General features: G+C 70.0%; 19 protein-coding genes. 8 read left to right on the forward strand and 11 right to left on the reverse strand.

The window, feature by feature from the left end; translation table 11 throughout:
• Nucleotides 1-19 precede the first annotated feature (19 nt).
• The gene (locus ABZV42_RS33760; protein ID WP_356055224.1) at nucleotides 20-688 is read right to left on the reverse strand and encodes a DUF4097 family beta strand repeat-containing protein; all 669 of its coding nucleotides are present in this window, start codon (nucleotides 686-688) and stop codon (nucleotides 20-22) included.
• A gap of 477 nt (nucleotides 689-1,165) precedes the next feature.
• Between ABZV42_RS33760 and ABZV42_RS33765 the strand changes: the two genes are divergently transcribed.
• On the forward strand, nucleotides 1,166-1,948 hold the full coding sequence (locus tag ABZV42_RS33765) for a VOC family protein (RefSeq protein ID WP_355984174.1): 783 nt from the start codon (nucleotides 1,166-1,168) through the stop codon (nucleotides 1,946-1,948).
• 34 nt (nucleotides 1,949-1,982) lie between these two features.
• Here ABZV42_RS33765 and ABZV42_RS33770 read toward each other — a convergent pair whose 3' ends face one another.
• Nucleotides 1,983-2,549, reverse strand: a complete 567-nt coding sequence (locus ABZV42_RS33770; protein WP_355984175.1) for a hypothetical protein — start codon at nucleotides 2,547-2,549, stop codon at nucleotides 1,983-1,985.
• Between the two features lie 587 nt (nucleotides 2,550-3,136).
• Here ABZV42_RS33770 and ABZV42_RS33775 point away from each other — a divergent pair.
• Both ABZV42_RS33775 and ABZV42_RS33780 read left to right on the forward strand, forming a co-directional pair.
• Complete coding sequence (locus ABZV42_RS33775; protein ID WP_355984176.1) at nucleotides 3,137-3,997, forward strand: helix-turn-helix transcriptional regulator; 861 nt, start codon at nucleotides 3,137-3,139, stop codon at nucleotides 3,995-3,997.
• A gap of 129 nt (nucleotides 3,998-4,126) precedes the next feature.
• A complete protein-coding gene (locus ABZV42_RS33780) occupies nucleotides 4,127-4,540 on the forward strand; it encodes a hypothetical protein (RefSeq protein ID WP_356055226.1) in 414 nt (137 codons plus the stop codon).
• Between the two features lie 267 nt (nucleotides 4,541-4,807).
• Here ABZV42_RS33780 and ABZV42_RS33785 read toward each other — a convergent pair whose 3' ends face one another.
• Nucleotides 4,808-5,008, reverse strand: a complete 201-nt coding sequence (locus ABZV42_RS33785; protein WP_356055228.1) for a DUF397 domain-containing protein — start codon at nucleotides 5,006-5,008, stop codon at nucleotides 4,808-4,810.
• A gap of 386 nt (nucleotides 5,009-5,394) precedes the next feature.
• On the reverse strand, nucleotides 5,395-6,210 hold the full coding sequence (locus ABZV42_RS33790) for an alpha/beta hydrolase (protein WP_355984179.1): 816 nt from the start codon (nucleotides 6,208-6,210) through the stop codon (nucleotides 5,395-5,397).
• A gap of 275 nt (nucleotides 6,211-6,485) precedes the next feature.
• Between ABZV42_RS33790 and ABZV42_RS33795 the strand changes: the two genes are divergently transcribed.
• The 3 genes from ABZV42_RS33795 (at nucleotide 6,486) to ABZV42_RS33805 (ending at nucleotide 8,519) form a co-directional block, all read left to right on the forward strand.
• Nucleotides 6,486-7,244 carry a helix-turn-helix domain-containing protein gene (locus ABZV42_RS33795; RefSeq protein WP_356055230.1) on the forward strand — a complete coding sequence of 253 codons (759 nt, stop codon included), beginning with the start codon at nucleotides 6,486-6,488 and terminating at the stop codon, nucleotides 7,242-7,244.
• A 155-nt stretch (nucleotides 7,245-7,399) separates the two neighbouring features.
• The gene (locus tag ABZV42_RS33800; protein ID WP_355984181.1) at nucleotides 7,400-7,798 is read left to right on the forward strand and encodes a nuclear transport factor 2 family protein; all 399 of its coding nucleotides are present in this window, start codon (nucleotides 7,400-7,402) and stop codon (nucleotides 7,796-7,798) included.
• A gap of 157 nt (nucleotides 7,799-7,955) precedes the next feature.
• Nucleotides 7,956-8,519, forward strand: a complete 564-nt coding sequence (locus tag ABZV42_RS33805) for a GNAT family N-acetyltransferase (protein WP_355984182.1) — start codon at nucleotides 7,956-7,958, stop codon at nucleotides 8,517-8,519.
• A gap of 137 nt (nucleotides 8,520-8,656) precedes the next feature.
• On the opposite strand, the gene ABZV42_RS33810 is transcribed toward ABZV42_RS33805, so the two are convergent.
• On the reverse strand, nucleotides 8,657-9,265 hold the full coding sequence (locus tag ABZV42_RS33810) for a TetR/AcrR family transcriptional regulator (RefSeq protein ID WP_356055231.1): 609 nt from the start codon (nucleotides 9,263-9,265) through the stop codon (nucleotides 8,657-8,659).
• 94 nt (nucleotides 9,266-9,359) lie between these two features.
• Here ABZV42_RS33810 and ABZV42_RS33815 point away from each other — a divergent pair, with 94 nt between their 5' ends.
• Nucleotides 9,360-10,220 (forward strand): methyltransferase domain-containing protein, encoded by an 861-nt coding sequence (locus tag ABZV42_RS33815; RefSeq protein WP_356055233.1) that lies wholly within the window; start codon nucleotides 9,360-9,362, stop codon nucleotides 10,218-10,220.
• Nucleotides 10,221-10,492: 272 nt separating this feature from the next.
• The gene (locus ABZV42_RS33820; RefSeq protein WP_355984185.1) at nucleotides 10,493-11,137 is read left to right on the forward strand and encodes a GAP family protein; all 645 of its coding nucleotides are present in this window, start codon (nucleotides 10,493-10,495) and stop codon (nucleotides 11,135-11,137) included.
• A 53-nt stretch (nucleotides 11,138-11,190) separates the two neighbouring features.
• Here the strand turns inward: ABZV42_RS33820 and ABZV42_RS33825 are convergent, their stop codons facing one another.
• The 6 genes from ABZV42_RS33825 to ABZV42_RS33850 all read right to left on the reverse strand — a co-directional run bounded on the left by ABZV42_RS33825 (nucleotide 11,191) and on the right by ABZV42_RS33850 (nucleotide 17,171).
• Nucleotides 11,191-11,577 carry a VOC family protein gene (locus ABZV42_RS33825; protein ID WP_355984186.1) on the reverse strand — a complete coding sequence of 129 codons (387 nt, stop codon included), beginning with the start codon at nucleotides 11,575-11,577 and terminating at the stop codon, nucleotides 11,191-11,193.
• A gap of 106 nt (nucleotides 11,578-11,683) precedes the next feature.
• Nucleotides 11,684-12,412 carry a response regulator transcription factor gene (locus ABZV42_RS33830; RefSeq protein WP_355984187.1) on the reverse strand — a complete coding sequence of 243 codons (729 nt, stop codon included), beginning with the start codon at nucleotides 12,410-12,412 and terminating at the stop codon, nucleotides 11,684-11,686.
• Nucleotides 12,413-12,471: 59 nt separating this feature from the next.
• A complete protein-coding gene (locus ABZV42_RS33835; protein ID WP_356055235.1) occupies nucleotides 12,472-15,123 on the reverse strand; it encodes an FtsX-like permease family protein in 2,652 nt (883 codons plus the stop codon).
• Nucleotides 15,120-15,782, reverse strand: coding sequence for an ATP-binding cassette domain-containing protein (locus tag ABZV42_RS33840; RefSeq protein ID WP_356055296.1), 663 nt, complete (start codon nucleotides 15,780-15,782; stop codon nucleotides 15,120-15,122). The genes ABZV42_RS33835 and ABZV42_RS33840 overlap by 4 nt, the downstream gene beginning before the upstream one ends.
• On the reverse strand, nucleotides 15,769-16,527 hold the full coding sequence (locus ABZV42_RS33845; protein WP_356055237.1) for an ABC transporter ATP-binding protein: 759 nt from the start codon (nucleotides 16,525-16,527) through the stop codon (nucleotides 15,769-15,771). The genes ABZV42_RS33840 and ABZV42_RS33845 overlap by 14 nt, the downstream gene beginning before the upstream one ends.
• 5 nt (nucleotides 16,528-16,532) lie before the next feature.
• Nucleotides 16,533-17,171 carry a hypothetical protein gene (locus tag ABZV42_RS33850; RefSeq protein WP_356055239.1) on the reverse strand — a complete coding sequence of 213 codons (639 nt, stop codon included), beginning with the start codon at nucleotides 17,169-17,171 and terminating at the stop codon, nucleotides 16,533-16,535.
• Between the last annotated feature and the right edge of the window lie 81 nt (nucleotides 17,172-17,252).

The raw sequence follows: 17,252 nt of genomic DNA on the forward strand, positions 1-17,252 counted from the left end.
CGCCGGACGGCGATGCCGGTCAGAGACTGTGGGCGGTGATGTCGCCGTGGGCGGTGGTCGCCCGGATCGTCAGGCCGGGGGTGTCGTCGGCGTTCTTGAGCGTGTTGCTGATCCGGCCGTACGTGGTGCCGGCGTCCAGGGTCGCGGAGACGCCGGGGGCGGCGCCCACGCTGATGTCGCCCATCTGGGTGCTCAGCGTGAGAGCTCCACGGGCGGCCTCGGTGATACTCACGTCGCCCTTCTGGGTGCTGATCTCGGCGGGGCCGTTGAGGCGGCCGACGGTGATGTCGGCGTCCAGGCCGGCCAGGCGGACGCTGTCGGCCTCGTCGAGCTTCACCGAGCGGTGGCCGCCCTCGAAGGTGACGTCGCCGAGCCGCCCAACGCCACGGAACTCGGCGGCCGCCGCCTTCGCCTCGACACGGGAACCGGCCGGCAGTTGCACCGTCACCTCGACGGACCCGGACGGGCCGAGGATCCGGTTCTTCGCCTCGGGGGCCTCGACCCGCAGGACGCCGTCGGCGTAGGCGATCCGGACCTGTCCGGCCGCCTTCACGTCACGGCTCTTGGAACGGTTGGCGGGCAGGACCTCGACGGTGGTGTCGGCGCGGTCGGCGGCGATGAACTGGATTCGCCCCGCGGGGATGTCGACGACGGCCGAGACGGGGGCGGGGGTGTCGAACTTCTGCATCGTGCTCTCCTTCTCAGGCATCGCGCGCCCTGCTTGGCCCGCTGCTTTCCGATGACAGAAACGCTACGTTGCATTCACGGTTTCGGCAACATCACTGTTGCGTCAGTATCTCATAAGTACAGTTCATAGCCTATATTTCGTTGCAACCGACTCGCGATTAACGCAACATCCCTGCACAGATTCCGTTGCATTGAATGAAGGTGAACGCTATGGCTGACGAGGTCGGCGGGGCATCAGGTCCCGCCGGGCCCGCAAGCGGCGACACCGGGCGGGACCGCGGCCGGGGCGAACGGCGCCAGACCGCGGCACCGACCACGGCATGAGTGGAGCGGTCGCGCCCCGGGCGCCCGGTACTGCGCGCAGGTTGGTCCGTACGGGTGAACCGGGTGAGCCGCCGACGCGCACAGGTGGCCTGACGCGGGCCCGGTCGGCATCGTTGCCCCCGCCCGATCGACCGTCGTCCCCGGAGGACTCCTCATGCTCGGTACAGACTTCAGCCTCGGATCGCCCAACTGGCTCGACCTCGGCAGCCCCGACACCGAGGCGGCCGCCGCGTTCTACAGCGCGGTCTTCGGCTGGCAGTTCGTCTCCGCCGGACCGGAAGCGGGCGGGTACGGGTTCTTCCAGGTCGGCGGGAAGACCGTCGCCGCGCTCGGTCCGCTGACCCAGGAGGGTGCAAAGTCCGCATGGATGATCCACTTCCAGGCGGACGACATCCAGGCCACCGTCTCGGCCATCACGGCCGGCGGCGGCACCGTCCGGATGGAGCCCATGGACGTCATGGGCGAGGGCCATCTGGCACAGGCCACCGACCCACAGGGCGCCGAGTTCGCGCTCTGGCAGCCCGGCAAGACGGTCGGACTGGGGATCGCCTCCGCCCCGAACACGCTTCTGTGGGCGGAGCTGCACGTCGCCGACCCTCTCGCCGCCATCAGCTTCTACCAGGGCCTCTTCGGCTGGCGCAGCCAGGACATGGATGTGCCCGGCATGACGTACCGGGTACTGAGCACCAAGGACGGCGACCAGCAGGACGCCTCCTTCGGCGGGGTCGCGCCGATGGGCGACGGCGACGCCGAACAGCCCCGCTGGGTGCCCTACTTCCACGCGGAGGACGCCGACGCCACGGCCGCGACGGCCGCGGCGAACGGCGGGTCCGTCCTGATGCCGGCGGCGGACGTCCCGGACGTCGGCCGGATCGCCTGGCTCGCGGACCCCTTCGGTGCGACGTTCGCCCTGCTGAAGCCCAACCCGCGGATGTAGCATTCCGGCCGGCGTGACCCTCCCGGCGAAGCGGTCAGGCGGCGCGGCAGAGCGTCGCCTGACCGGCCGGCACCGGGACACGGGCCGCCGCGGTCGCGGGTACGTGGCGGGAGGTGCGGGCGGCGGCGGTGTCCCGCGCGGCTTCGTGGTGCACGGTAGCGAGGGCGTCCTGTGTGTGGTTGCGCGCGAAGACGACGAGTCGCAGCGCGGCGAACCGGGCGACACCGGCGAGCGCGGAGGCGGACAGATAGACGACCTGATCGAGCAACGCGCCGGGCCCTGCCACCAGTTGGTGCAGGACGAGCATCGCCCCACAGGTCACCGCGTACGTGGCCGCGGCGGACCCGGCCGACTGCACATGCTGGCGCCAGGTAGCGCGTCCGCCGGCACCGAAGGTGAAGCGGGCGTGCAGTTCGGTGGCCAGGACGGTGGAAGCCGCGGTGATCAGGGCGTTGGCCAGGCCCCAGGGAATCCAGCGGGCCAGGGCCGCCACGGCGAAGCTGGAGGCGAGTCCCACTCCCCCGCCGCAGAGCACGAAGCGGGCGAAGGCGGCGAAGGCTCGCGGAGCGGCGGCCTGCCGTCGACTCTGTGCTGCTTCCATGATCTCCACCCCTTTTGACCGCTCGCTCCACGAAACGCACGCCCTCGGCCCACGAAGCCTCTCGATCGACGTTTCTTACATTGGAAACGCTACGTTGCGTTCATGGATGTAGCAACAGAGTTCTTGCATGCATTCACCATTATCCCAGCTAGATGCCGATAATTCGTTGCAATGATGACACTTCTAACGCAACAGGCGTCACCCCTTTCATTGCAATGAAGCGAACGTGAACGCTACGTCGGGAGGCAGCACCGGCCGATCGACGTCGCACGCCGGCCGTCACGCGCGCTCCGGCGTACGGAGTGTCGCGTTCCGAGATTTACGCGCCCTTGGCGCGCTCCCTCGTGCGCCAACCACGCGAAAAAGGCGGTGTCTTCCGGGAGCACAGAAACGGACTGTGACGTTAGGTGAGGCAGGCGGTTCCGCAGCACAGGCCGCCGAAGCCCCTCCCGAGGTGCGACGCTCCACCCTCTGCGCCTTTTGGCTCTATGCAGAAAGCTCGGAGCATAATGAGCTAGGCGAAGAGCTAAGAACTTTCTGTGCATGGCCGATGAAGATCCGGGTACGTGCGCGGAGAAGGAGCGGCCATGACACATCAGATTGACCCCAGCCTGAACCGACGCAAGCTGCGCCTTGCGCTGCGGCGGGCGCGTGAGCATGTGGAACTGAGTCAGCGGGAGGCGGCCGAGCGGATCGAATGGTCCCAGTCGAAACTGATCCGGGTCGAAACCGGCACGGTCGGCGTGTCAGTGAGTGATCTTCGAGCGCTGCTGGCCTTGTACGAGGTCACGGATCCCGAGCGGGTGGAGGATCTGGAGCGGGCCGCGCGAGGCAGCAAGGGGCCGAGCTGGTGGTCCGGATACCACGAGGTCATCAGGCCGCAGTTCGCCCAGTACCTGGGGTACGAGGGTGCGGCGGAATCCCTGCACACCTATCACCCCATCGTGGTGCCTGGGCACTTGCAGACCCGCGGCTACGCCGAGGCCCTCCTGACCCCCCGCGACCTGGACGAGGAGACGTTCCGAAGGCTCGTGGACCTGCGCATGGAACGACAGCAGCGGATGTTCGACGACTCGGGCAGGCCCGCCTGCGTGTTCGTACTGGACGAGGCAGCCGTGCGACGTCAGATCGGCGGCAAGGACGTGCTGGAGGAGCAACTGGGCCACCTGCTCGATCTCGGAAGTCGCCCGGAAGTGTCCGTGCGGGTATTGCCGTTCGAGGCGGGAGCGCACTACAGCACACTGGGCAGCTTCGTCCTGCTGGGCTTTCCCGACGACGACGATCTGCTCTATCTGGAACACGCGGCCGGCAGCATGACCGGCGGTGAGGACCTGCGTCTGCTGGCCCGTTACCAGGAATGCTTCCGGGCGATCACCGACGCTGCGCTCGGCGAGTCGGAGTCGGCCGACCTGATCAGCCGTGTCCAGCAGGACCTCGGCGTCCGTTAACAGCCGGGCCCCGTCAACGGTGACGAGCGGCAGGGGGAGGACCAAAGCGTGGTCTCCAGGCCTGTATGGCAGCGCCTTCTGGAGTGGGTGCAGACGAATACGCCCGGCGGGCCGGATCCGGCGGACGACATGACCGACGAGGTGCTCAAGGCACAGGCCATCCAGGACCCGGCCGCGACACAGAACCTGATCGCGATAGAGAACGCCCGCGCCGAGCGCGACCGGCAGCTCGCGGAGCTCAACGGGGCGAACAGGCTGCGGATGCTCGCTCTCGCCGGGGTGATAGCCCTGATGGGGCTGGCGATCGTCGTGATGGGCGTCGTGGCCGGCACCGCGTTCGTCGTGGACAAGGCGGGCCGGCTGAAACTGTCGTGGCGGCCGGTCGGCACGAGCATCCTGACCGTCGTCGGCGGCGGCCTGTCGACCGCGGCGGTCTGGGCGCTGAAAGCGTGGTCCATACGCCGACGGGCGGCGCGCGCTATCGCGGAGAACCCGCCTGAGAACCGTACGGAAGGCGATCAGAATCAGGTGGGGGCGCCGTAGGAGAAACGCCCGCGCGCCACAGGCCGGCGCTGACCGCCACGATCACGGCCACGGAGACCCAGAGAATTCTCTTGAGGACAACGCTGTCGACCAGCGTGGTGGCCGCGGCTGCCGCCAAGGTGGCGACAACGCCGACGACGAGTGTGAACCCGATCGCTCCGCCCACCGCCACAGACCGGCTGCGGACCTTTCGGCCCGGACGCTGAACGGCCGATGCTCCGGCGTCCATCCGTCCCCCTCCCCCTTGCAGCCGGCTGGTCAAGAACGTCACGGGTTCTCTAACTCCCCTGCCCTCACGGCGTCCAGAAACACGGACCAGACACCGGCGGTGAACGTCAAAGGGGGCCCGGCAAGTGTCTTCGAGTCGCGGGCGAGGACGCCGTCACGTTCCACCGCGACCTCCACGCACTCGCTTTCGTTGCCACACCTGCTGCTCCTGCGCCACAAGGGTTTCCCCTCATGCACCACCTCAGTTCCCCCGATCCCCCGATCCGCCCCGGACGATGCACGGCAACGCTAGTGGACGACTGTGCACTACCGCAGAGCAACGGCCGGATTACTCGGCTCGTACACAACAAGCAGCGCACGAAAGACTACCCACAGCAACCACGGCCAAGGTTACGGTTGCCTGAACGGGAGCGCCATACGGGAACAGGCCGATGTGGGCGTACCAGCGCGTGGCCGTCCCCCGCTAGGCACCATCCGCCACCCGCCATCCGCAACAGCGCACCCCTGGAACAGGGTTGACACCCCGCAGCCAGAGGTTGCGGGGTGTCGGCCGGGGTGGCGGGCGCGGCTCTCCTCCCCTGCTCTCGCGAGCGGACCAGGATCCTGCCGGCGGCCGGCCCGTGCCCTCAGTTCCCGCCCCGGTCGAGGGCGGCGACCTCGCGTACGGCCTCCGCGACTGCCGCGAAGTCCTTCTTCAGGATCGCATCGTGGTTGCTGACGGCCTTCGCGCTGATCCGGATGTTCGGATTGCGGGCGGTCACCCCGTCGAGAGCGGCCCGGATCCGTTCCTGCTCGTCCCCCTTGCTTCCCAGGGACGTGCCCGAGGCGACCACGTAGCGCACCGGGACGGTGATGGCGTCCAGTACGGGGGCCAGTTCGCGCTCGCGGGCGAGCCTGCCGAGTTCGATGTTGGTGTCGGCCATCTGTTCCGCGTTCATCCGCGGGGTCAGGCCCGTGGGGCGAAGCAGCGGCAGGAACCAGCCCATCCTGCGGAAGAGTTTGCGGATCCGCTGCTCCATGGCCTCGTCCAGCCAGTCGTAGGGCTGGGCGCCGTCGACCAGGACCGCGCCCAGAGCGCGTCCGGGGTTGCGGTGGGCCCAGTGCGCTCCGACGAACGCCCCGTAGGACCAGCCCGCCACCAGCGCACGGTCCACGCCCCGGGCCGCGAGGACGGCGTCGACGTCCCGCACCGCCGCCTCGAAGGAGTAGTCCGCCGAGCGCTTCGATTTGCCGCGGGCCCGTTCGTCGTACGTGATGTGGCGCCAGCCGGGCCCCAGTTCGGCGATGACCCGCCGCCAGTATCCCTGGGTGGCGAACTGGCCGTTGAGGTAGACGACTGGGATGCCGGGGCCGCCGGTGTCGGTGACGGCAAGGGCCGTGTCGTCGACCGGGACCATACCGGTCCAGGTCGAGCCGGTCCGGGCGGTTCTGTTCTTCTTCATGGTCTTCTCCTGCTCGCGTCGAGGCATTCGGATGCCCGGGGTGTTCGGGGTACCCGCGTTCGTTTCTGACATTGGAAACGCTACGTTGCTTTCCACCTCAAGGCAATGTACTCGTTGCATCAAATTGACAGACCTACAGTTCAAAGACGTAAAACTGTTGCAATGATGGCGGGAGTAACGCAACATCCCTCACGTCGATCATTGCAATGGGTGAGAGGTGAACGCTATAGTGAGGGGAATCAGGACCGCCGCGAGGGATCACCGAGGAGACCGCGATGCCGGGAGGCAGACTCACCCAGCAGGAACGCCAGCAGATCGCGCTGGGACTGGCCGACAGCCTCCCCTACGCCGAGATCGCCAGGGGTTTGGGCCGTCCGACCTCGACGGTCACGCGCGAGGTGATGCGCAACGGCGGTCCCACCGCCTACCGCGCCAACCTGGCCCACCGCGCCACCGAACGCCGCGCCCACCGGCGCAGGACCGCCCCCTCCCACGGACAGGAGTCGGCACCGCTGGCGCACGGACGTGATGCGGAGGCCGTGGCCGAGTACGAGGAGACCTTCACCACCGTCCTCATGGGTTCGGGCCTGCCCAAGATTCCGGCCCGGGTGCTGACCTGCCTGTTCACCGCCGACACGGGCAGCCTCACGGCCTCCGGGCTCGCCCAGCGCCTCCAGGTCAGCCCGGCGTCCATCTCCAAGGCCATCACGTTCCTGGAGAGCCAGAGCCTGGTCCGCCGGGAACGCGACGAGGGCCGCCGCGACCGCTACCTCGTCGACAACGAGCTCTTCTACCAGGCGACGATCGCCAGCGCCCGGGCCAACGACGAACTCGTCAAGACCGCGCGCCAGGGTGTCGCCGTCCTGGGCCGTGACACTCCCGCCGCCGCCCGCCTGGAAAATGTCGCCCGCTTCCTCGACTTCATCAGCGAAAGCATCACCCGCGCCGCCGAACAGGCCCGCGAAGTCCTCCACACCAGCCCCAGGACAACCCCGGACGACAGCACCGACCGGACCGACGCGGACCACGGCTAGCCCGGCAGCGCCCCGCTCCTCACGGCCCGAAGAGCGGGGCGCGCGGCTGCGGCCGGACCGCACGGCCGCACACCGGGGCGGCACACAGCCGCCGGCCACCGGGGCCCCGGCCCCGGCAGAGGATGCCCGGTACCCCCCGCTGTTACCGTCCTGCCATGTCCAAGACCGAGATAGACGCGCTGACCGCCGAGTTCTTCGGTGCCTTCGACAACCGGGGCGGCAAACCTGCCGACGTGGCCCGGATCCGTCGGCTCATGCTCCCCGGCGGCGTGATCGTCAAGACCGGCCAGGACTTCACCGTCTACACCGTGGACGAGTTCATCGAACCCCGCGAACAGCTGCTGGCCGACGGCCGTCTCGTCGAATTCACGGAATGGGAGACCGCCGAACAGACACAGACCACCGGCGACATCGCCTCCCGAACCAGCCAGTACCGCAAATCCGGCACCCTGGACGGCAAGCCCTTCGAAGGAAGCGGAACCAAAACCATCCAGTACGTCCGCACCCCGCACGGCTGGCAGATCACGGCAGTCGCCTGGCACGACCATCCCTGACCTCACGCACTCCCGCCACACTCCAGCCCGAGCCCAGGTCCAAGCCCAAGGCCAAGTCCCCGTGAGCGAGCCCAGTTGACCGGACGTCACGGGCAACACCCCTGGGTCGCCCAGAAAACCATTCGGCTGCCCAACTCGCTTCGGGCATCATCGGCCCGTGGACACCTACCTGGAAACCGAGCGCCTCGCCCTGCGCCGCTTCACCGCCGATGACGCGGAGCTGCTGATCGAGCTGGACAGCGACCCTGCGGTGATGCGCTATCTGACGGGCGGCACTCCCACCGAGCCGGATATCGTCCGCGAGCTCTACGTGCCGAACATCCTCGCCGGCTACGAGAAGTGGGGCGGCGACCTCGGGCTGTTCGCCGCGCACGAGAAGGACGGGAGCGCGTTCATCGGCTGGTTCATCCTGCGTCCCGAGCCGCAGGGCCCGCTGGACGAGGTCGAACTCGGCTACCGGCTGCGGCAGGCGGCCTGGGGCAGGGGTTACGCGACAGAGGGCTCGCGAGCCTTGCTGGGCAAGGCGTTCACGGATCTCGGTGTGCGCATGGTCTGGGCCGAGACGATGTCCGTGAACCACGGCTCACGCAACATCATGGAGAAGCTCGACATGTCCCTCGCGGGCACGCTCCCCACTCCCCCCGACATGGAGATGGTCGAGGGCTCCGAACACGGGGGCGTACGGTACGAGATCACGAAGGAGCAGTGGGAGCGGCGGTAGCCACAGCGAAGACGGCCGCTCCGCATCTACGCCCACCGCATCGGTACGCGGACGGCAGCCCGAGCCAAGTGGCCTGGTCGTAGCCGGACTTGACTGACCCTCAGCACCGCAGGGTCCGTGCTCCCCGTCGGGAAACGTCAGGGTGACGCCGTGGAACCGTCCGGCGTGGCCACCAGGGCCGTGATCAGTCGCCGGATCAGTGGGGCGCTGTCCTGCGGTTGCGGTCCCGGGTGCATCAGAAGGTGGTGGACCGTGCCGGTCACGGCGAGGGCGAGCATGGGACAGTCGGCGCCCTGGGCCACGCGGCCCAGGCGCTGTTCGGCCTCGAGGTAGCGGGTCATCGCGTCCTCGACGGCGCCCGGTCCGGGAGCGCCGTCCGCCCAGGACCGGGCCACGCGCTGGGCGACCTCGTGGCGGGAGACGGCGGCCGCGGCGATCGCGGGGCCGCTCGTGCCGAGCATCGCGAGCGCCGCGGCTGCGAGGTTCTCGTGCACGCTGCCGCTGCCCGCCCGATCGGGCAGCGGGCCCACCTCCGCGGCGATCCGCGCGAACCGGTCCAGGACGAGTTGGGCCACGAAGTCGTCCAGGTCCGCGAAGTGGTTGTAGAGCAGCCCCTTGGCGCAGCCCGCCTCCTCCGTGACGGACCGGTTGGTCAGACCGGCCGTGCCTTCCCGGGCCAGCACCCGCTCCGCCGCGGCGAAGAGCCGTTCCCTGACATCGGGGATCGCTACACCGCGTGGTGACATCAGGTCCTCCCGGACGACGCTTGCAAGTATGGGCAAACGCCCATACCGTTGTATGGGCAGACGCCCATACTAGCTCTCCGGCAGGAGCGATCCCATGCGCGAGCTCGTCAACACCGCACAGTCCCAGGCCTGGAACGGCGACGAGGGCCGACACTGGAGCGACCACCACGACCGCTGGAACGCCATCAACGAAGGCTTCAACGAGCCCCTCCTCACCGCGGCCGGGATCGGCCCCGAGGACCGCGTGCTCGATGTCGGGTGCGGGACCGGCCAGACCACCCGGCTGGCCGCCCGCGCCGCCGCCCGGGGTTCGGCCCTGGGCCTCGACCTGTCCGGCCCCATGCTCGGACGGGCACGCCTGCTGGCCTCGGAGCAGGGTCTCGTCAACATCGGCTTCGACCAGGGCGACGCCCAGGTCCACCCCTTGCCGGAGGCTGATTTCGACGTGGCGGTGAGCCGCTTCGGGATCATGTTCTTCGCGGATCCGGCCGCCGCGTTCGGCAACATCGCCCGCGCACTGCGCCCCGGCGGACGGCTCGCCTTCGTGTGCATGGCGGACCCCGCCCGCTGCGAGTGGGCCCAGGTGTACGGCTCGGTCAGCGCGGCGCTGCCTTCCGCGTCGCAAGCCTCCGGCGATTCCGCCGGCCCGGGCATGTTCTCGCTCGCCGACCCGGTCGTCGTGCGAGATGTTCTCGGGAAGGCCGGGTTCGACGACATACGCGCCGAAGCCGTCGACGCTCTCGGGACCTTCGGGCAGGACGCCGACGACGCGGCCGAGCACCTGCTCGGGTCCGGGCCCGGGCGGCACCTGGTGGAGACGCTCGACTCCGCGGGCGACATGAACGGGGCGAAGCGTCTGCGGGGTGCGCTCCGCGCCGCCCTCGCTCCGTACGAACAGACGACCGGTGTACGCATGCGGACAGGGGCGTGGCTGGTCACGGCCGTCCGCCGGTGACCTCGTCGTCCGCCCTCGCGGCGCACCGGTCCGACACCAAGGGGGCGGCGAAGGCGGACGCGGGCAGGCCGTAGCGACCTGGAACAACCGGCCCGCGCGGCCGGAGGGAAACCTTCACCGCGTGGCCAAGGCCGCGGGCGTGGCTTGCTTGACCAGCCGGATCACCCCCTGCAAGGTCAGATTGCCGCACTCCGGCAACGAAGCCCGCCCGCGCCGACCCGGCCGCCCGTTCCGCAAGCGGCGTACGGCCTCATCCAGGAGCGATTGATCCGATGGTCCTCGACCTGCTCGTGATCGGTACGGCCATCACCCTGGGGCCTTTGCACAACAGCGCGTTCATCCTGCTGCTCTCCTCGCGGCGCGGTGTTCGCCAGGGCCTGGCGTTCCTGTTGTCCTGGCTGGCCAATCTGGTCGCGGTGATCGCTTGTGTGGTGCTGCTGACGGGCGGTCAGCCCCCGGCCCGTCACACCGTGCCGTCGACCGCCGTGATCGCCGTGAAACTCGCCATCGGTCTGGCGATGGTGCTGTACGGCGCGCACCGGCACCGCCGACCTCCCCGCCCGCACGGCCCGCCCCGCTGGACCAGCCGGATCGACAACGCCACCCCGGCCACGGCGGCGGGCCTGGCCTGGCTGCTCCAGCCATGGGCGCTGGTCGGTGCCGGTGCCGCGACCGCCGTCGACGCGGACCTCTCCACCCTCACCGACTGGCTCGCGCTGACCGGCTACTGTCTGCTGGCCACGCTCAGCCTCATCGTCATGGAGATGTACACGGTCTGGGCGCCCACGGCCGCCGACACCCGGCTGAACGCCCTGCGCACCTGGCTGGAGCAGCACCAGGAGCAACTGGTCGTCACCCTTTCCCTGCTCATCGGCCTGTGGCTGGTGGCCCGGAGCATCTACGAACTGGTCGACTGACACGGGGTTCGCGCCGACGGGCCGGAAGGACCGGGCGGCATGGAACCGAGAGCTCAGTTCCTGTGGGCGATCTGGATCAGGTTGCCGCAGGTGTCGTCCAGCACCGCGATGGTCACCGGCCCCATCTCGGCCGGCTCCTGCGTGAACCGCACCCCGAGTTCGCGCAGGCGGGCGTACTCCGCGTGGACGTCGTCGACGGCGAAGGAGGTGACCGGGATGCCGTCCTTGACCAGTGCCTCCTTGTACGGCCGCACCGCGGGATGGCTGTCCGGCTCCAGCACCAGTTCGGTGCCCTCGAGGTCGTCGGGCGAGACCACGGTCAGCCAGCGGTGCTCGCCGAGCGGGACCTCGTGCTTCTTCACGAACCCCAGCACCTGGGTGTAGAAGTGCAGGGCCTTGTCCTGGTCGTCGACGCAGACGCTCGACAGGTGGATCTTCATTTTCCGGTCTCCGGTGCATCGGGCTTGAGCCACCGGGCAACGATCTGCTCAAGCGGTTCGGTGGTGATCGTGGAACTTATACGGGCCCTGGGGGGATCCCGGACTATCAGAGTTCCAGCCTGTAGCCGTGTCCTCTGAGTGTGACGATGCGCGGCAGCCGGCAGGGGCGTCCGGACGCGTCGGCCGCCTCGGCGAGTCGACGGCGCAGGCCGGCCATCGTGACGTCCAGCGTCTTCGTGGGGCCGAACCAGTTCTCGTCCCACACCTCGGCCATCAGGGTCTCGCGTGCGACGGCTGCTCCCGGGTGTCGGGCGAGCGTGGCCAGCAGCTCGAACTCCTTGGGGCGCAGGCTGACCTCCTCGCCGTGGAGGACGCACCGGCGGGCCTTCGTATCGACGACGAGGTCGTGCAGCCGTAGCGGTGTCTGCTCGGTGGACGTGACCGTTCGCCGGCGCAGATGGGCGCGCAGCCGGGCGAGCAGCACGGTCAGGGAGAAGGGCTTGACCAGGTAGTCGTCGGCTCCTGCCTCCAGGCCGGCGATGATGTCGATGTCGTCGGTGCGTGCGGTGAGGATGACGATCAGCAGGTCCGGGAAGCGGGTGCGCAGGTCTCGCGCGACGTCGAGCCCGTCGATGTCGGGCAGACCGAGATCGAGGAGGACGGCGTCGTAGGAGGCGGTGCCCGCTTCGGTCAGGGCCGCGACGCCGGTGCGGATCCAGACCGCGGCGTAGCCGTTGCCGCGCAGGCCGGAGCCGAGGTGGTGGCCGATGGTCTCGTCGTCCTCGACGACGAGTACGCGCAGGTGGTTTCGGTCCGGCGTCGTGGACGTGCCCATGGGCGACAGCGTAGGTCCCTTTGCGAGCTCTTCGATCGTTGTGGCTTGTCGGGTGTGGTTCACATGTCGCGCAGTTCCTCCACGGCGGGGCGCCGGGAGCTGCGGATGCCGTTGAGGGCCGCGGCCAGTACGGCGGCGACGGCGGCGAACCCGGTGAGGGCGAGGTAGGTGGCGGGGACGGCCAGTGTGGCCGGCGGGGGGTCGAAGACACCGGTGAGGACCTTGACGAGCATCTGTGACAGGGCCCATCCGATGAGCGCGCCTGTGGCCAAGCCGGTCGCGGCCAGCAGCAGCGCCTCGCTGATGACCATGCCGCGCAGTTGTCGTCCCGTCGCGCCGAGGACCGTGGCGATGGCGAAGGTACGACGCCGCTCCGCGAGTCCGAGGGCCAGGACGAGTCCGCCGGCACCGGCGGCCAGCAGTACGGCGAAGGCGAGTTCGATGCGGGTGAGGCCGGCCAGGTCGACGGAGGTCAGGCTGGTGCCGACCGTGCCGCGTGTCTGGGTCAGGTCGGTGACGGTGGCGCTGCTGCCGAGCTGTCGGTGCAGGTGAGCGGCGATCTGGTGCTGTCGGCTGCCGCCGGTGTCGATGAGGAAGGCGCCCACCGCGTCGCTGCCGGTGGTCCTGGTGATGTACGAGGCGTTGGCGACGAAGAAGCTGTCCTTGGGGGCGGTGGGGAATTCCTTGACCACTCCGGCGTAGTGGAAGGGGACCGTGCGCAGGGCCTTGGTGCGGGCGTCCTGGATGCGGAGGTTGACCGTGTCGCCCGGCCGGAGCTGGAAGTCGTGCACGGTCTCCTCGCTGACCAGCAGATTGTCCGGACGCTGGGCGAGGCTGCGCATGAGCTGTTGTGCGGTGCCGCCGGCGAAGTAGGCGTTCTGTAGCGAGGTGGCCCGGGTGATGGTGTCCGGGCGGACGCCGTAGAGGTCCTGGAGGTCGGAGCCGACGTAGGCGAAGCGGTGCTGGAGCGGCTCGACGTGTCGTACGCCGCTGACCCGCAGGGTGGATGCCCGACCGGGTGGGACGTGGGTGCCCGCGGGTTCGGTGACGGTGACGTCGGCGCCGTTGGTCAGCCGGGCGTCGACTTCGGCCTGCTGTTGGTAGGTGGCGTTGAACACCGCGGTGGACACGGCGAAGGAGACGGCGAGGGCCAGCAGCACCACCGACCGGGCGAGCGTGCGGCTTCTGCGCGAGAAGGTGGCCGCGGTCGTGCCGGCCAGGTTCCCGGTCAGCGGGCGGGCGAGTCGTGCCAGTGCGGGGCGGCCGTGGGTGAGGGCCAGCAGGGTGAGGCGCCAGACGAGCAGGGCGGCGCCGATCCACAGCAGTACCGGGCCGAGGAAGGCCCAGTACGACACGGAGATGGTGGGGACGCCTTCGGGCGCGAGGACCAGGGCGTACTGGTTGCCTGAGGAGGCGCGGAAGACGAGCCACGAGCCGATCAGCAGGACGAAGTCCAGGCCGTAGCGCATCCACCAGGGGTTGCGGGTGCGTTGGGGACCGTTTTCCTTACGGGTGTCGGTGACGGTCACGGTGCGCAGATCACGCAGCGCGGGTATGAGCACGGCTCCGGAGGCCACCGCGGCCCCGAGGACGAAGGCGATGCCGTACCAGGCCGGCCAGGTGGCGGCCCCGGCACCGAAGGACGCGGCGCCGAAGGCGAGGCGCCCGGTCAGGGCGGCTGCCCCCAACCCGAGGAGGCCGCCGAGCAGGCCGATCAGGGCGGCTTCCAGGGCCGACAGCGCGGTGATCTGCCCGGGGCGCAGTCCGCGCAGGCGCAGCAGTCCCTGCTCGTGGCGGCGGCGTTCACCGCCCGCGGAGGCGACCGCGACGGTCAGCGCGGCGGCGAGGACGGCGCCGGGTACGCCGAGGAAGAGGAAGAGGACCTGCGCGTACAGGGCGTCCTGGCGGGCGGAGTCGAGGGCGGCGCCGACGTTGTCGCCGACGAGAGCGGTGCCCGCGGCGTGGGCCTCCAGGTTGCGGGCGGCACCGGTGACGTCGGTGAAGGCGGCAGCGGGGTCCGCGGGCAGGTGGGTGTGGTCGCGGGCGACGTGGATCTGCGTCGTCGTCGCGGTGGCGCCGTGGGTGAGTGCCGCGAACTGTGCGGCGGGCAGGAGCACGACGTTGTCCGGCGGCGCGGTGGGCTGGGACTGGCTGGGCGCACCGACGGTCTGGAAGAGGGAGTCGGCCTGGGGCAGGTCGACGACTCCGTCCACGGTGACCTGGCGCCTTCCGACGCCGGGGAGACCGATGTCGATGGTGTCTCCCGGGGCCGCGTGGAGGTTGGACGCGGTCTGCTGGGCGAGCAGGACGCCGTTCGGGGAGCCGGCGAGGGTACGGATCTCGTCGGCGAACCGGTTCCGGTAGCCGTCGGGCAGGCCGAGTGCGATTCCGGGTCCTGTGGTCTGGGTGCTGCCCTGCGCGTGGGCGCTGAAGCCGGTGGTGTGCGCGTAGCCGACCGGGAGTGCGGTCTGGGTGCCGGGGGTCTTGCGGACCAGGGACAGGACCGCGTTCGGGTCGGCACCGGGCTGTACCTGGACCTGCCAGTCGACGGCGACCGAACGCAGGGCGCGCTGGGTCATGGTCGCCTGCGAGGCGGTGAGGAAGGAGCCGAGGGCGGCGACCAGGGCGACGGCCAGCGCGACGCCAGTGAGGGCGGCCAGGAGCCGTCCGGTGCGGTGACGGGCCAGGCCCGCCACCCATGCGGTGATCATGGCGTCTCCTCGGGCGCGAGCAGTCGGCCGCCGCGCATGGTGCGGCGCTGTGCGAGGCGGGCCGCGACCGACGGGTCGTGGGTCGTGACGACGAGTGCGGCCCGCGTCAGGTCCGCGGCCGCCAGCAGTGCGTCCAGGACGCGGGCCCCGCTGGCGTGGTCGAGGCGGCCGGTGGGCTCGTCGGCGAGGATCAGGCGGGGGGCCTGGGACAGCACCCGGGCGACGGCCACGCGTTGGGCCTGGCCTCCGGAGATCTCCTCGGGCAGCCGGTCGGCCAGGTTCTGGACGCCTACCTGGGCGAGTGCCGTGAGAGCGGCCTGCTGCGCCTCTGTCTCGGGACGGTCGGCGAGGATCATCGGGAGCGCGGCGTTCTCGAGCACGTTCAGCGCGGGAATGAGGCTGTCGTTCTGGAAGACGAGCCCGATCTCGCTCGGCTCCAGGCCCGCGGCCCGGGTGACGGTTCCGGTGGTGGGCCGTTCGAGTCCGGCGATCAGGTGCAGCAGAGAGGTCTTGCCCGAGCCGGACGAGCCGACGATCGCGAGCCGATCGCCGGGACGGATCGTCAGGTTCGCTCCGTGCACCGCCACCACCGCCCGCGCGTCCCGGCCGAAGGTGAGGGCCGTGCCGGCACAGGTCACGAGTGCGTCATCGGGCGGCATCATGTGTTCCCTCCAGGACGGCACCGGGTGGAGGCGTCGGCCGGTCGGTGGCCTTTCCGTCGTCCAGCGCGATGACCCGGTCGGCGATCCTGACGGCCTCCGCGCTGTGCGTCACGATCAGCACCGCGCAGCCCTCGGCCGCGCGTTGCCGCAGCATGGCGAGGACGAGTCGCTCGGTGTCGCCGTCGAGTTCGCCCGTGGGTTCGTCCGCCAGGAGGACGGCGGGAGAGTTCGCCAGGGCGACGGCGAGCCCGGCCCGCGCGAGTTCTCCGCCGGACAGCTGGCGGGGCAGGGCGTGGGACCGCTCGGTGATTCCCGCCTGTGCCAGGAGTGCGTCGGCCGTGACGGCGGGCCTGCGGCCACGGGCCCGCTGCGGAAGCCGGATGTTGTCACGCACGCTCAGGTGCGGCAGCAGGTTGCGGGTCTGGAGCAGGACGCCGATGTGACGGGATCGCAGCCGGGCCCGTTCCGCCTCGGGCCGGTGGCTGATGCGCATGCCGTCGACGCGGACTTCGCCGCCGGAGGGTTCGTCGAGCCCCGCGAGACAGGCCAGCAGGGTGGACTTGCCCGCTCCCGAGGGGCCTACGACGGCGACTGTCTCACCGCGCCGCACCGTCAGCGACACTCCGCGCAGTGCGAGCGTCTCCTCCTCGTCGGTCCGGTAGAAGCGGTACAGCTCGCGTGCGCTGAGAACGCCGTCGTCGACAGGTCGTACGCGGGCAGGGTCGCGTGGGGTCTCGGCCACGGTTCTCACCGCCATGTGACGGAGTCGCTGACGATGCGCCACGGGTCGACGTTGTCGGCGTTCACCGGGCCGGACAGGGTGAGGTCCACTCCATGACCGGACCGGTAGTAGGCGTAGCGCTCGAAACCGTCGCGCACCACTTTGCCGGTGACCGGGTCCTTGGCCGAGTCGCCCTGATAGGTCAGCAGCACCACGCGTCCCGCGTGCCGGTTCACCTCGGACACCTTCGGGGCGGCGAACTTCGATGTCCGCGCGCGAAGCTTCGGAACGACGGTGGTGGTGACCGAGCCGGTCGTCGGAACGACGGTGGCCGGTACCGGCGTGATGGTGATGGAGTTCAGTTTGTCCGTGAACACCGTGGTGTCCCCCTGAACGGTGCGGGCCCAGCCTTCGGGCACCTTCACGGTGAAACCGGTGAAGGCTCCGCCGGTCGGCCGGTAGGGGACGTAGACCTGGTTGTCGGGGATGTCACCGGGCGGATTGGACTCGGTGGGCGCGGGCGCCGCCGCCTGCGCCCCGCCGCCGCGGCCCGCCGCGGATCCCGTCGGTGCCGAACCCTGCGCGCCGGAGCCGGAACAGCCGGCGATCGCCGCGACCGCGACCGTCACCCCGACGGCAGTGAACGCCCGTGCAAGTCGTCCCATGGTTGTTGCCCCTCTCAGGAGGTGCCCGTGCCGGCTGGTCATGAGAGCGACGCTAGGAAAAGGCGGGTTAACGTTGCGCCC

This window comes from Streptomyces sp. NPDC005281 (assembly GCF_040607495.1).
Classification (GTDB): domain Bacteria; phylum Actinomycetota; class Actinomycetes; order Streptomycetales; family Streptomycetaceae; genus Streptomyces.